The 14,888-nt window shown below is 39.2% G+C and carries 15 protein-coding genes; 11 read left to right on the top strand and 4 right to left on the bottom strand.

Annotated features, from left to right (window positions below):
* Positions 1-5: 5 nt before the first annotated feature.
* The 4 genes from MKZ25_RS13600 to MKZ25_RS13585 all read left to right on the top strand — a co-directional run bounded on the left by MKZ25_RS13600 (position 6) and on the right by MKZ25_RS13585 (position 7,159).
* Positions 6-2,747, top strand: a complete 2,742-nt coding sequence (locus MKZ25_RS13600; RefSeq protein ID WP_340801992.1) for a DnaD domain protein — start codon at positions 6-8, stop codon at positions 2,745-2,747.
* Complete coding sequence (gene dnaI / locus MKZ25_RS13595; protein WP_340801991.1) at positions 2,740-3,699, top strand: primosomal protein DnaI; 960 nt, start codon at positions 2,740-2,742, stop codon at positions 3,697-3,699. Before MKZ25_RS13600 ends, dnaI begins: the two co-directional genes overlap by 8 nt.
* Before the next feature lie 569 nt (positions 3,700-4,268).
* Positions 4,269-6,200, top strand: coding sequence for a threonine--tRNA ligase (gene thrS / locus MKZ25_RS13590; RefSeq protein ID WP_251686517.1), 1,932 nt, complete (start codon positions 4,269-4,271; stop codon positions 6,198-6,200).
* A gap of 134 nt (positions 6,201-6,334) precedes the next feature.
* Entirely contained in the window at positions 6,335-7,159 is an 825-nt protein-coding gene (locus MKZ25_RS13585) for a manganese catalase family protein (protein ID WP_340801990.1), read from the top strand.
* Positions 7,160-7,219: 60 nt separating this feature from the next.
* On the opposite strand, the gene MKZ25_RS13580 is transcribed toward MKZ25_RS13585, so the two are convergent.
* Positions 7,220-8,056, bottom strand: a complete 837-nt coding sequence (locus MKZ25_RS13580; RefSeq protein ID WP_340801989.1) for a manganese catalase family protein — start codon at positions 8,054-8,056, stop codon at positions 7,220-7,222.
* 458 nt (positions 8,057-8,514) lie between these two features.
* Between MKZ25_RS13580 and infC the strand changes: the two genes are divergently transcribed.
* From infC to MKZ25_RS13555, 5 genes are all read left to right on the top strand, one after another.
* Positions 8,515-9,018: a translation initiation factor IF-3 gene (infC, locus tag MKZ25_RS13575; RefSeq protein ID WP_039967350.1), complete on the top strand. Its 504-nt coding sequence runs from the start codon at positions 8,515-8,517 to the stop codon at positions 9,016-9,018.
* Positions 9,019-9,053: 35 nt separating this feature from the next.
* Positions 9,054-9,254 carry a 50S ribosomal protein L35 gene (gene rpmI / locus MKZ25_RS13570; RefSeq protein ID WP_008407727.1) on the top strand — a complete coding sequence of 67 codons (201 nt, stop codon included), beginning with the start codon at positions 9,054-9,056 and terminating at the stop codon, positions 9,252-9,254.
* A gap of 77 nt (positions 9,255-9,331) precedes the next feature.
* The gene (rplT, locus tag MKZ25_RS13565) at positions 9,332-9,691 is read left to right on the top strand and encodes a 50S ribosomal protein L20 (protein ID WP_340801988.1); all 360 of its coding nucleotides are present in this window, start codon (positions 9,332-9,334) and stop codon (positions 9,689-9,691) included.
* A gap of 69 nt (positions 9,692-9,760) precedes the next feature.
* Positions 9,761-10,021 carry a DUF1294 domain-containing protein gene (locus MKZ25_RS13560; protein WP_251686520.1) on the top strand — a complete coding sequence of 87 codons (261 nt, stop codon included), beginning with the start codon at positions 9,761-9,763 and terminating at the stop codon, positions 10,019-10,021.
* A gap of 127 nt (positions 10,022-10,148) precedes the next feature.
* On the top strand, positions 10,149-10,739 hold the full coding sequence (locus tag MKZ25_RS13555) for a peroxidase-related enzyme (RefSeq protein ID WP_340801987.1): 591 nt from the start codon (positions 10,149-10,151) through the stop codon (positions 10,737-10,739).
* A 38-nt stretch (positions 10,740-10,777) separates the two neighbouring features.
* Here MKZ25_RS13555 and MKZ25_RS13550 read toward each other — a convergent pair whose 3' ends face one another.
* The 3 genes from MKZ25_RS13550 to MKZ25_RS13540 all read right to left on the bottom strand — a co-directional run bounded on the left by MKZ25_RS13550 (position 10,778) and on the right by MKZ25_RS13540 (position 12,981).
* Positions 10,778-11,830 carry an ABC transporter permease gene (locus MKZ25_RS13550; protein ID WP_340801986.1) on the bottom strand — a complete coding sequence of 351 codons (1,053 nt, stop codon included), beginning with the start codon at positions 11,828-11,830 and terminating at the stop codon, positions 10,778-10,780.
* Positions 11,831-11,832: 2 nt separating this feature from the next.
* Entirely contained in the window at positions 11,833-12,510 is a 678-nt protein-coding gene (locus MKZ25_RS13545) for an ABC transporter ATP-binding protein (RefSeq protein WP_340801985.1), read from the bottom strand.
* Positions 12,511-12,600: 90 nt separating this feature from the next.
* Positions 12,601-12,981 carry a sigma-w pathway protein ysdB gene (locus MKZ25_RS13540; protein ID WP_340801984.1) on the bottom strand — a complete coding sequence of 127 codons (381 nt, stop codon included), beginning with the start codon at positions 12,979-12,981 and terminating at the stop codon, positions 12,601-12,603.
* Positions 12,982-13,071: 90 nt separating this feature from the next.
* Here MKZ25_RS13540 and MKZ25_RS13535 point away from each other — a divergent pair, with 90 nt between their 5' ends.
* Entirely contained in the window at positions 13,072-13,554 is a 483-nt protein-coding gene (locus MKZ25_RS13535) for a dUTP diphosphatase (RefSeq protein WP_340801983.1), read from the top strand.
* A gap of 83 nt (positions 13,555-13,637) precedes the next feature.
* Positions 13,638-14,726: a M42 family metallopeptidase gene (locus MKZ25_RS13530; protein WP_340801982.1), complete on the top strand. Its 1,089-nt coding sequence runs from the start codon at positions 13,638-13,640 to the stop codon at positions 14,724-14,726.
* The last annotated feature ends 162 nt before the right edge of the window (positions 14,727-14,888 follow it).

Genomic DNA, 14,888 nt, shown 5'->3' with positions numbered 1-14,888 from the left:
TGGTAATGATGAATCAGCTAAATCCATATGACCATTGTGAAATTCATTGCCCTCAAACTATCACTAGTGAGCATCAGCTTGCATTGCAATTATGCTATCAGCCGATTATCGGTGTTGAAGCTACCGCACTATATTTAAAGTTATGGGTTGAAACACAGCAACACGAAAAAGCTACTTGTTTTCACAGCAACCTGCTCGATTCATTAAGTTTTAAACCGAAGCAATTACTGCAAGCAAGAATTGTATTAGAAGCAATCGGTTTAGTGAAGACATTTGAAAAGATGATGGATTCCTATAAATCGATGAAATATATTTTATATCCGCCATTGACGGGCCATGACTTCTTTGACGATTCAATTCTTTCTGTAGCGCTTTTACGAAAAATCGGCCGTGAACAGTATGAGTCGTTAAGAAGTAAACTAACGAAACATGATATTTCTTTACATGGATACAAGGATGTGACATGCAGTTTTAATGATGCATTTGTTGCAATAACGGAAGCTGAGCTAAAGCAAGTTATGCAGGAAAATACAGGTTCGGTAAATGAACGTTCAAAAATGTCGTACCCGTTTGAGTATGACTTATTTGATTTCAAAGGCTTCATGATGGGCATGAGCCAAAACTTAATTCCAAGTAGATTGTTTACACTGGATATTAAAATCGCCATTGCCAAATTAGCATTTATGTACAATTTCTCTGTTACGGATATGCAAAGAATCGTGTTACTCGCATGGGATACAGATGAAGGATTAACGAAAAAAGAGCTTGAAAAACGCTGTGAAGAATACTACCAGCTGAACGTAGGTGTCGCAAAGCCCAAACTGGTCAGAAAACAGGACATCTTCCATTCAGTAGAAGTAGTTAATACCGCTCCTGCAAAAAAACAGCAAAATATAAATGATAAAGAAGGTTTAATTGAGTATTTGGAAAAAACCTCACCGATTGAAGTTTTCCAAAAATTTAATGGTTATTTGCCCCCGGAATCCATTGTAATGGAATTTAACAATTTCATTAGAAAAGGGGTCTCTTACGGCACATTGAATGTTTTGATCCATTATATTTCAATGAATGATGAATTGAATTATAATAAAAACTTTATGAAGGTTGTCATGAACAACTGGCTGAAAAAAGGTGCGAAAACCGCTGGAAATACAATGGAAATTGCAAAAGCTGAACATAGTTACCGGGATCGTAAGTCGAAAAATCTATCTCAAATTACGGTTACGAATGACGACTTGAAAAAAGTTGAAGAAAATAATAACTCGAAAACCGATTCTCCTGACCCTGCACTCGTTGACTTTAAAAATTCTACACCTTATCAGTATTTGCTGATTTTGACACATGGTGAAGAACCATTTTCAGGGCATGTAAAACTAGCAGAATCGCTTTACAGTTCTTATGATATCCCGATTGAAGTGGCAAACGTCATCATTCGTCATGTATGGGATTCGACAAAAGGCAACTTGCCGGAATCGTTTGTAGAAGCGCTGGCATCTGAAATCCGGTACAATCAAATCAAATCAGCTGAGCAAGCCTTGGACTATATTGAGAAGCGGAATGAACGCAACCTTATTAAAGTGACAGAAGATTATTTAACAGTAGATGACCAATCGATTCACTATGATAAAACGCTTCCTTATTACTTCCTGAAATCATTGTATAAAGGGAAAAAGCCGGTGAAATTTATTGTTGATTTAGCCGAGGAACTCGTATTGCAGCAAGGCCTATCGGTAGGTGCAGTCAATGTGCTGATGGAGTATGCCTATAATGAGAGCAATGGGAAACTGACGAAAAATTTTGTGCAGTCTATCGCTGGAAACTGGATGTTAAACCCGCCTGCAAATGCTTTAGAAGCACTCCGTATTGTAGAAGAAAGCGATGGAACACAGTTGAAGGCTTCTAAAATTACGATGGATACACCGCTTGCATTTAAAGTTACCGTTAAGGATATGTCAAAATGGATTCCGGCTTTTGATGAAACATTGCCATATGATTTCATGAAAAATCTGCTTAACGGGAAAGAACCTGTTGAAATGCTGGTGAAGCAAGTGGATGATCTCGTATTGAAACACGGTATTAAAGTCGGAGTGGTCAACGCCATTCTTGAATTTATTTTAACGAATAAAACGAGCCGTTTCGGACGTAACCAAATTCAGACGCTTGCACTGAATATGCAGCTGAAAAATATCCTGTTGGCTAAAGATGCACTTGCTTACATTGAATCGAATTATAAAGAAAATAAAGTGGACGTAAAAATTACCGAGCAGGATTTACCGAAATATTATCCTCAGGATTATGTGTTCACACCAGAATTGGCCCGCTATGAAAAAGCGACACCATATGTTTTTACAAAAGAGTTGAACGAAGGTCATGAGCCGTTTGCGTATGTTGTCGCAACAGCGGAAAAATTAATCTTGCATTACAAAATGATCCCGGCTGTCGTAAATTACATGTTAGAGTATGTAATGGAAAAAACAGAAGGTGCATTGCCTGAAAAATATATTAACAGTGTCGCAAATACATGGCGAAACAATAAAATTCAGACGATTAATCAAGCGAAGATTTATACTGAAATGCAAGATAAGAAAAACAAACAGCGCGGGGCAAGAAAAGTTGGCGTTGTTCCGGATTGGTTTAAAGAAAAAGATCAGGAACCTGTACAGCAAGCTAATTCCAGCGATACTCAAAACCAGATTGATTTTGAAGAGCAGCGCAAAAAATTATTAGAGCAATTAAATAGTGACTAAAAAGCAGGTGAGTACGATCGAACCAATAAAAGATTCGCTCAATAAAATAAATATCCCATCATTTGAGCAAAAATATAATGAACTAAAAAACCGGGTCCTTTCACATCCAAGTGTAAAGCAGTTTATGAATGACCATAATATGACGGAAAACTCGGCTGTTATCCAATATGGAATGACGACTCTTTTCGAATTTGTAGAGCAAAAGCACACTTGCTGCGGAGCCGGTTCTACATCACAGTGTCAAAATTTCTATAAAGGCCATGTTCCGCAATTAATGCTTTCTAATGGTCAGATTAATATTATTTACCGCAAGTGCGAACAAATGATTAAAGAAGATGATCAGCGTGAATTAGCTTCAATGATGAAGACGATGTATATGCCGAAAGATGTCCTGAACGCAGACTTCAATGAAATGGATATGAACGATAACTCCCGCATGGCTGCGACACAGTTTATGGTTGAATTCAGAAAGCAATACCGTGAGACGAAAGAGCTTCCTGCAAAAGGGCTGTATTTATACGGCACATTTGGTGTTGGGAAAACCTATATTTTAGGCGCCATCGCAAATGCTTTGTCGAAAGAACGTATTCAAACTTTATTAGTATATATGCCGGAATTCATCCGTGAGTTGAAGTCGTCGGTAACAGAAGGATCGATTGAACAGAAAATCGACTTTGTAAAAAAGGTACCGGTATTAATGCTCGATGACGTAGGTTCTGAGCCGATTTCTACATGGACAAGAGATGAAATTATCGGCTCGATCCTGCATTACCGTATGGCGGAAAAATTGCCGACATTCATCTCTTCAAACTTCAATTACAAACAGCTGGAAGAACAATGGTCCGTAACTGAACATGGGGCAATTGATGAAATGAAATCGGGCCGTATTTTACAGCGAGTACAAGCATTAACGACACCGCTTGAAATTACGGGAACAAACCGCAGAAAATAAAATTTTGAGAGTTTTAATTTTCAATATTGCATTTCTGCAAAATCGAGCGTATACTTTGTACGTAAATAAACAATAAATGCATTGAAAAGGACAACAAGTTTAACGAACTGGCTTTTAGAGAGGGAAGACATGGCTGCAAGCTTCCTAGCATAAGCGTTATACTTTACTACCTTCGAGCAGTGACGGGGCCAATCCGTCATCGTTTCTCAGTACGTTAACTGACCGAGAGCTTCTGATTCGTTTTAACGAAGAAGGAAGAAGGGTGGCACCACGAGCATACAGCATCGTCCCTTTGTTGGGACGGTGCTTTTTATTTTGCCTATTTTGCTTATCATTTTGAAATGAGTATTTTATTGATGATACGTAAAAATATAGTTAGTCGGAGTGAAGGGCGAGGAGTGTAGCTGACGGTTATCGCCTTTCGCTACAAACTGCGTTTCCTGCGGGAACAGCACGACGCCTGAGACTACAGGCTCAGGCCGTGCCCGCGGAAAGCATTCGCCCGTAACGGAGACTAACGGATAAGTAAATGGATATTTTGCCACAATAATATTAAGGAGGACAACAACATGTCAGAAATGATCAAATTAACATTCCCGGATGGCGCAGTAAAGGAATTCGCCAAGGGAACATCTACATTGGACGTTGCAGGCTCAATCAGCCCAGGACTTAAAAAATCAACATTAGCAGGTAAAATCAACGGCACACTAATCGATGCAAAAACAGGAATCGAACAAGATGGTGCGATCGAAATCATTACAAACAAATCAGACGAAGCCCTAGAAATCCTTCGTCACTCAACTGCCCACTTAACAGCACAGGCAGTAAAACGTCTATACCCGGACGCAAAATTAGGTATTGGTCCAGTCATCGATTCAGGCTTCTACTATGACATCGATTCACCAACACCGATTACTGCAGAAGACTTACCGGCAATCGAAAAAGAAATGAAAAAAATCATTTCTGAAAACATCGAAATCGAGCGCAAAAACGTTTCTCGTGATGAAGCACAGAAAATTTACGAGGAAGTTGGCGACGAGTATAAATTGGAACTACTTGAAGCAATTCCGGCAGATGATCAAGTATCAATCTACTACCAAGGTGATTTCTTTGACCTATGCCGTGGTGTACACGTACCATCTACAGGCAAATTAAAAGAGTTCAAACTATTATCATTAGCGGGTGCTTACTGGCGCGGTAATTCAGACAACAAAATGCTGCAACGTATTTACGGTACTGCATTCTTCACAAAAGACGAGTTGAAACACCATCTTCAAATGCTTGAAGAAGCAAAAGAACGTGATCACCGTAAAATCGGTAAAGAATTGGATTTATTCATGACTAGCCAAACAGTTGGTCAAGGTTTACCGCTTTGGTTACCAAACGGTGCAACAATCCGCCGTACAATTGAACGCTATATCGTAGACAAAGAATTATCTTTAGGCTACAAACATGTATATACACCAGTACTTGGCTCGAAAAAATTATATGAAACATCAGGACACTGGGAGCACTATCAAGACGGCATGTTCCCTCCAATGGAAATGGACAATGAAACACTTGTTTTACGTCCAATGAACTGTCCTCACCATATGATGGTATTCAAAAATGGTCTGCACTCTTACCGCCACCTACCAATTCGTATCGCGGAGCTAGGCACAATGCACCGTTATGAAATGAGTGGTGCGGTATCTGGTCTGCAACGTGTACGCGGGATGACATTAAATGACGCGCACATTTTCGTACGTCCGGACCAAATTAAAGCCGAGTTCAAAAAAGTAGTGGAACTGATTTTAGAAGTATATAAAGACTTTGATCTAAAAGACTTCTCATTCCGTCTTTCTTACCGCGATCCGAACAACACAGAGAAATACTTTGATGACGATCAAATGTGGGAAACGGCACAGGCAATGTTAAAAGAAGCAATGGATGAGCTAGGGTATGACTACTTCATCGCAGAAGACGAAGCAGCATTCTATGGTCCAAAACTGGACGTTCAAGTAAAAACTGCAATTGGTAAAGAGGAAACTTTATCGACTGCACAACTTGACTTCTTATTGCCACAACGCTTTGACCTTTCTTACATTGGTGAAGACGGTCAGCCACAACGTCCGGTAGTTATCCACCGTGGTGTTGTATCAACAATGGAACGTTTCGTAGCATTCTTGATCGAAGAATACAAAGGGGCATTCCCAACATGGTTGGCACCGGTGCAGGCAACAATTATTCCTGTATCAAACGCAGTGCATTATGATTATGCACGCGAAGTACAAGAAAAATTGGCAGCAGCTGGTATCCGTGTAGAAATGGATGACCGTGAAGAAAAACTAGGTTACAAAATCCGTGAAGCACAAATGCAAAAAATTCCGTACATGCTTGTACTTGGAGATAAAGAAGTGGCAGAAAATGCAGTTAATATCCGCCGCTACGGTTCAAAGGATTCGGAAACAATCAGCTTTGAACAGTTCCTTGCAGACATTACAGCAGAAGTGAAGAAATAGTATAGAAGAAGGCGTCCTGCTTTGTGTGGGACGCCTTCTTTTTATTGCCCCAATTTTTTAGGCTGCATTCTCTATATTTTAAAAGCATTTTTTTGGTAAAAGCATATAGTAGGAAATATAAAAGGAGTGAATGAATGTTTTATCATATAAAGGAACTGCAATATGAAGCCAAGCCGTGTAAACCGGATCCGGTTATGGCCCGTAAAATGCAGGAAATTCTCGGAGGTCAGTTTGGAGAAATGTCGGTAGCCTTACAATATTTGTTTCAAGGCTGGAATACGAGAGGTAACGAAAAATACCGTGACTTACTGATGGATACTGGCACTGAAGAACTGGCACATATAGAAATGATATCAACAATGATTGCGAGATTGCTGGATGGAGTAGAACCGATACTATTAGATGAGGCTGCAAAGGACCCGCTGATAGCGGCAATTTTAGGCGGCAGTAACCCGCAACATATAATCGTTAGTGGTCTAGGAGCTGCACCGAAGGATTCCAATGGTGTGCCATGGAATGCCGGCTATATTGCAGCAAGCGGAAACTTACTGGCGGATTTCCGTGCGAATCTGAATGCCGAATCACAAGGGCGCCTACAGGTAGCGCGTCTGTATTATGAGACGGATGATCCGGGGGTACGTGATATGTTTTCGTGGTTGCTTGCAAGAGATACAATGCATCAGAACCAGTGGGTTGCAGCGATTAAAGAATTAGAGGCACAGGAAAATATTGTCGTGCCAAGTACTTTCCCTAAAGAGCTGGAAAAACGAGAAGTTGCCTATACATTATTTAACTTCTCCCGTGGCAATGAAAGTGCGCACGGGCGTTGGGCACACGGACCAAGTATGGACGGGGAAGGTGTCTTTAATTATGTGGAGCACCCACAACCTTTTGCGCCGGCTCCTGCTTTGCGGCCAGCACCTCCAACTATATTCGATACACCTCCAAATATGATGTAAAACTAAAAACTGTCCCCGACCTGTAAGTGATAACAAGTCAAGGACAGTTTTTATAGTGGATTATAATTTTTTATTTACATCAATATCATGGTGTAAAGTTGTTGGCGGTACGACTGGGTTAGGTACTTGTCCCATTGGTGCCGGGTTATCCAAGAATACAAATTCCCCAGTTCCGTCTGGTGCTGTGCCCTGTGCCCACGGGCCATTTTTAGAAGCTGTACCTTCTGATAAGCTCCATAATTCATAGGCATGCGGCTGAGCTTCCAACTCGTCTTCCGGTGCAAATGAAGCAGGAACGACGAAACCTTTCTTTTCTTCAAGCTCTTTAATAGCTGCCATCCATTGATATTGGTGATAACGGTCGCGTGCCAGCATTTTTCTGAATACAGTACGTACACCTTCATCTTTTGTCATATGGTATAAACGCGCAACTTGTAAACGGCCTTGTGATTCTGCATTTAAGTTTGCGCGGAAGTCTGCCAGCAGGTTACCACTCGCTGCAATATAACCGGCATTCCATGGTACACCGTTCGAGTCTTTTGGAGTAGCTCCTAAACCGCTGACAATTAAATGTTGCGGATTAATGCCGCCCATAATTGAGTTCATCATTGGGTCCTGTGCAATCTTTTGCTGGTCATCCGGTGATGCACCGTCAAGTAATTGACTTATTAAAGAACAAAGCATTTCAACGTGACCGATTTCCTCTGTGCCGATATCCATTAATAAATCTTTATATTTTTCTTCACCACGGCAGTTCCAGCCTTGGAACAGATATTGCATCATTACACTCATTTCACCGAACTGCCCGCCTAGCACTTCCTGAATTTGTTTCGCTAATAATGGATCTGGTCTTTCAACTTTTACCTCAAATTGTAATTCTTTTTGATGTCTGAACATATTAAAAATTCCTCCTATCGATAAAATGTGAGTCCCTAATTAGATACCACGAATCTTCCAAGTAAAACCTGGAACTGAAAATTAGTTTCATTTATTTTTCAAAAAATGGAGTAACAATAAAATTAATTATATAAAAATGCTTGACGTTATTTTGGGCACATGGTAAGATTGTTTAAGTTATGAATACTAAAGTTTGAAAGTAGAGGCTGCCCGCTTCTCACCTGACAAGTGCTTTTATAAAAGTTACGAGCAGGTATCAGAAACGTTGAATTGTTTTGCGCATGAATGCGTATGCACATATAGCGGGCGGACATCTCAAATGTCCGTCCTTTTTGTTTGTAAAAATGAAAAGAACATATGGACATCACGCAGAGGTGTACCGTTCGACAGGGTTATACTTTACACCAACTCATGTATTCGCGACAAACCCTTGGAGGTGGATTAATATTAGCAAAGACATGTATGTAAACGAAGGCATCCGCGCGCGAGAACTTCGTCTAATTGATCACAATGGTGATCAGCTTGGTTTAAAAACGCGTACTGAAGCGTTGGAAATTGCCGCTCGTGCTAACTTGGATCTTGTCCTTGTGGCCCCTCAAGCCAAGCCACCAGTCGCTCGTGTCATGGACTATGGTAAATTTAAGTTTGATCAGCAAAAGAAAGACCGTGAAATTCGTAAAAATTCTAAAGTAATCGTAATGAAAGAGGTTCGCTTGAGCCCGACGATCGATGAACATGATTTTCAAACGAAATTACGTAACGCGATTAAGTTCCTTGAAAAAGGTGACAAAGTTAAAGCGTCAATTCGCTTTAAAGGTCGTGCAATTACACACAAAGAAATCGGTCAGCGTGTGCTAGATCGCTTTGCTGAAGCTTGTGCTGAAGTATCTACGGTTGAACAAAAACCGAAGATGGAAGGCCGAAGCATGTTCTTAGTTCTTCAACCGAAGACAGAGAAATAATACGTATGTAGTAACAAGTTTAGGAGGAAATCGACATGCCAAAAATGAAAACTCACCGTGGAGCTGCGAAACGTTTCAAAAAAACAGGTACTGGTAAATTAAAATTTGACCGTGCTTATGGCTCTCACTTATTCGCTAACAAATCAACTAAAGCAAAACGTCACTTACGTAAAGCGAAAGTTGCAACTTCAGGCGATTTCAAGCGTATCCGTACATTATTAACTTACATGAAATAATCTTGACCGTTTAAAAGATTATTAATAACAAAAATAAAAAATTAAGCATTCGAAAGAATTAGCAGGAGGTAATTACTATGCCACGCGTAAAAGGCGGAACAGTAACACGCGCTCGTCGCAAAAAAGTTTTAAAATTAGCTAAAGGTTACTACGGTTCAAAACATACTTTATACAAAGTAGCTAACCAAGCAGTAATGAAATCAGGTCAATATGCATACCGTGACCGTCGTCAAAAGAAACGTAATTTCCGTAAATTATGGATCACTCGTATTAACGCAGCAGCTCGCATGAACGGTTTATCTTACTCTCGTTTAATGCACGGCTTAAAAGTAGCGGGTATCGAAGTTAACCGTAAAATGTTATCTGACTTAGCTGTAACTGATAGCGCAGCATTCGCTCAATTAGCTGAAGAAGCTAAAAAAGCAGTCGCTAAATAATTTTAGTATATAATAAAGGCTGATAGGGATTTGCTCCTTATCAGTCTTTTTTTGACTAGGGGGATTCAGATGGAATTAGCAGCACTTTCATATGTGGCAGTGGTTTCACTCGTATTATGTGTATATATGTACATAGATAAGGAGCGCGCTAAAAAGAAGGAATGGCGTATTTCCGAACGGACATTATTAACATTAGGCGTTCTAGGAGGGGCACTTGGCGGTGTATTAGGAATGTACTTATTCCGTCATAAAACAAAGCACAACAAATTTGCATTTGGCTTTCCTTTACTTGGAGCAATTCACGTATTCTTACTCGTTCAGCTATTTTAATATCATCCGGAAGCATAGACTAAAATTGTCTATGCTTTTTTATGTTGAGTAACAGATTGTTCATTTGTTAGATTAATAGTTGTAATTTATAATGAATTCAGTAAATTTAAAAACGGGGAGTAATGAAATGACTAAATACGAAGAACAGCTGTCTTATTTACAAAAGCCAAGCGAAGGAGAAATACCGGAAGATATACAGCAACTTTTTGATCAGCATGTTGAAAAGCAGCTGGAGCAAAATGGTTTTGTGAATAATTTATTTAAAATTCTTCCATTGAATGCGCATCAGTTTAAAGGATTTTTGGAATTTAAATATTCTTTGTTCAACGAAGAAACAACGTATTTGTCGTTAGCGGACAAGGAAATGATCGGCCTCGTAGTTTCTTCGACAAATAATTGCAATTATTGCCTCACTTCACATAGTGATGTCCTTCGCGGAATAACAAAAAATCCTGGGTGGGTAGACCAATTAACATACAATTACCGCTCTGCAAAACTTACGGAAAAGCAGCGTGCATTATGTGATTATGCCTACAGTGTAACAAAATATCCAAATGAAATAACAACAAAAGAAGTTGATCTTCTACGTGAGGCTGGCTTTAATGATCATGAAATATTGGAAGCCGCATTTGTTGCCGGTTTCTTCAATTATACAAACCGCTGGGTAAGTACAATTGGGGCGGTCGCGAATCCAGATCATTACGGACATAATCGATAAAACGGATGCTGCAGTAAAATGCAGCATCCGTTTCTGTGTTAAATGATAATGAATAGGAGCATCATGACAACGCTAATCGGAGCAAAAAAACGGTACTTGATACGTTTTTTTGCCTGTAGCCACTCTTTTTCCTGAACAGACATTAATTGAAAAAAAGTAGCTTGTTTAATTTCATTGAGAATAGAGCTAAGGGCAACATTTAAACCGATAAAAGAAAATATGAGAACCACTGCTTTTGCCCACATAGGTAGAACAAAGAGAAGGCCAATGCTAATGACAATGAGTTGAACTGGCGATTTTAAGTAATTCAGTTTTCTCAATAATGTTTTATAAATTAAATTATCGATCCGATGTCTACTTAATATTTTCTTTTTCGCAAGTAAAATAAGCGGCTGCTTCGTTTTAGCTGGCATATAATAACGCATTTCCAGGCTGAATTGATAAATGCGCTTCATCCAACTGTAAAAGGCCTCATATTCCCAGCGTGTTTCAATTGTCCAGTATCGATTGCTTAGTACAGTATTTAGTAAAAGTAGATGAACAGCAAGAAGTAATATAGAAATTCCCCATAGTGGCAAAATGCTGAGGCTAAAAATAATGAGTGCGTGAACAATGAATAGCAACGGCCATTTTGTAAACCACTTTTGACAACTATACTGTATCCATATATGGAGTACGCTTATTATATTTAAAGCGAAAAGAACTTTCCAAAATGGCAATATGATAAAGGGAGAAGCGAGCAATAATAAAATTACAAGGACAAAGTTATAATGCAAAAATGAATACCAATAACCCCATAGTTTTATATGATGAATTTTCCTTCCATGCTGCTTATAAAATAACAGATCTGCATCATATATAAAGAGGCGTAAAGATGGTTTAACTAAAAAGAAGCTAATCCCGAATAACAGAAGGAGTAAGGGAAGAGGCTGAAGCTCCAATACTTGAAAATCACCAGCAATATCGCGATATAAGAAAAAGCCGATAATGACGCTGGGCACTACAAGGTATAGGAGGACTGTCCAATCTGTAATTGATTGAATTAGTTTGAAATTAAATTGATACGAGCGATAAAGCCGTTTAGTAAACATCGTTATAACCTGCCTTGCAATTCATAAAAGATATCCAGCAAAGAAAGAGGTTGCCCGATCATTTGTTGAAGCTCACTCAATGTACCCTTAGCTTGGATATTTCCTTCATGAAGAAGAATGTAATGATCACAAAGCATTTCAGCCATTTCTAATTGGTGTGTGCACAGTAAAAAGGACGCACCTTGCTGTTTACGTTCATCGATTAAAACCAGCAGTTCCCGCATAGCCCGGGGATCAAGACCCATGAATGGTTCGTCCAATATGTAGAGTGGTCGTTCGATTAAAAAAGCCAATACAAGCATGACTTTTTGTTGCATCCCTTTTGAAAAATAGATTGGCAAATCATCCAGCCGCTGGTCAATCTGAAAAAGTGTAAGTAACTGCTCTGCTTTTTCCCAAAGTGTGCTGTCAGTATATTCTTCGATTAAAAATTGAAGATGCTCGCGCAGTGTGAAATGCTCATATAATAATGGGCGTTCCGGAACATAACTATAGGAGGGGATGGTGATTGCTCCTTCAAAATAAGGTATAACACCGAGCATAGATTGAATGGTAGTACTTTTTCCTGCGCCGTTACCTCCAATTAAACCGATAATTGTGCCGGGCTGCATCGAAAATTCAATTTCTTCTATACTTGATTTATTTGGTATGTAACCTGCTTTTTTAATATATACTTCCATAATCTTTCACCTCATCCATTTATACGGAAATAGAAGAAAAAGGTTTCAAAAAAAAGCGAACCTCACAATTATGAGGTTCGCTATCTCCAGTTAATCTTTCATAAGTTGCTCGATCGGGTTTTTCCAATTGATCGAGGCATTTGGATAATTCATGAGAATCTCATTTTCCAAATACAAAAAGTCTTCTTTCGTAAACCCTTGAAGTTTCATCGCATCATGGACAAAGACGAAAATACTGACGACTTCAAATGCATTGTCAGTCGTACCTAAATACTTTTCTCCTTCAAATAATGCCCCCTTATACGTTATGAAAAAGTTTTTCCGAATGTTTTTCACATCATCATAAAAATAATATTGTCCATTTTCATAGGCCTCATCCAATTTACGCTTTGGGTCGATTAAGTAGCGTACCCCTCTATAAAATATGTAAATGATGAGAAGGATGATGGCAATTCGTAACAATATAGCCATGAAACTTCCTCCTTGCTTACGGTGATTCCCTCCTATACGATTGAGTAGTATAAAAAGTTTCATTTTATTTTGAAAAAGAGGGATGATTTGATGCAATTTCGGCAATTATTTGAAAAGCAGCGGCAGCTTGACCGGTTTATTGAAGAAAATCAACATGTACATAAGGATGTGTTTGCCGAAAAAGGGCTTGCATTATTAGTCGAGCTAAGTGAACTGGCTAACGAAACTCGCTGTTTCAAATTTTGGTCAACGAAGGGACCATCGGAAAGAGCTGTACTTTTGGAGGAGTTTGTCGATTCGGTGCACTTTATACTTTCGCTCGGAAATATGCGCGGCTTTCTATTGGAGGAATGGCCCTATTTAAAGGAGAAGCAAGAGTTAACTGAAACATTTCTTAATACAACACAGACGATTCTGACATTTCTGCAGCACCAAACAGAAGAAAATTACAGTGCTATGTGGAAACAGTACAGTATAATTGCCTATAATTTGAATTTTACAATTGATGATGTTTTGCAGGCATATGAATTAAAGAATGAAAAGAATTATGAGCGGCAACGAAATGGCTATTAATTTACATAATGTCGAGAAACTATTTCACATTTCGAAATATTGTCGCTATAATAAAGATGAGTAATTATTAGGGGGAAACCGACATGACAAAGCTCGATGCTACATTACAAATGTTCAAAGATTTAACAGATGCAAACGGCATTCCAGGAAATGAACGTGCACCACGCGAAGTGATGAAAAAATATATCGCACCTTATGCAGATGAAGTAGAAACAGATAACTTAGGCAGTTTAATCGCAAAAAAAGTAGGCGATGAAAACGGTCCGAAAATTATGGTTGCGGGCCACTTGGATGAAGTTGGTTTCATGGTGACACGCATTGATGATAAAGGGTTCGTGTTTTTCCAAACAGTTGGCGGATGGTGGAGCCAGGTAATGCTTGCCCAACGCGTGACAATTACAACGCGCAAAGGGGAAGAAATTATCGGTGTGATCGGATCAAAGCCGCCACATATTTTACCGGCTGATGTTCGTAATAAAGTAGTCGACATTAAATCAATGTTCGTTGATATCGGTGCCACTTCAAAAGAAGAAGCAATGGAGTGGGGCGTACGTCCAGGCGATATGATTACACCATATTTCGAATTCAACGTAATGAAAAACGAAAAACATCTATTGGCGAAAGCATGGGACAACCGAATTGGCTGTGCAATTGCAATTGATGTACTGAAAGCATTAAAAGACGAAAAGCATCCGAATATTGTTTATGGTGTCGGGAATGTACAGGAAGAGATCGGCCTTCGCGGTGCGAAAACATCATCATTTAAAGTACAGCCGGATATCGGTTTTTCTGTAGATGTAGGTGTTGCAGGTGATACACCTGGTGTGACACCGAAAGAGTCGACTTCAAAAATGGGCGCAGGTCCACAAATTGTCGTATATGATGCTTCCATGGTATCACATACAGGCTTACGTGAATTTGTTTTGGACGTAGCTGAAGAAGCAGGCATTCCATACCAGTTCGAAGCTATGGCCGGCGGCGGTACGGACGCAGGTTCTATCCACATTACAGCAAATGGTGTACCATCATTGGCAATCGGTGTTGCAACACGTTATATCCACTCACACGCAGGCATCCTGCACCGTGATGATTATGATAATGCAGTGAAATTAATTGTAGAAGTAATTAAACGATTAGACCGTGATGCGGTAAATAAAATCACATTTGAATAAAAATGAATTTACGACCTTGAACTATATAGTGAATATGTAGAGACCAGGTAAAATAAAAATCAATTTTCCGAAAGGGAAATTGATTTTTTTTTGCCTTTCATTAACGAAATTTACAAAGAAATCGTTATTTGATGAATAGAAAAATAATATAGGGAAATAATG

The sequence above is a fragment of the Solibacillus sp. FSL W7-1464 genome (assembly GCF_038004425.1).
In the GTDB taxonomy this organism is placed as follows: Bacteria; Bacillota; Bacilli; order Bacillales_A; family Planococcaceae; genus Solibacillus.
The sequence above is the reverse complement of the archived record's forward strand: the minus strand, read 5'-3'. Positions and strand labels throughout refer to the sequence as shown.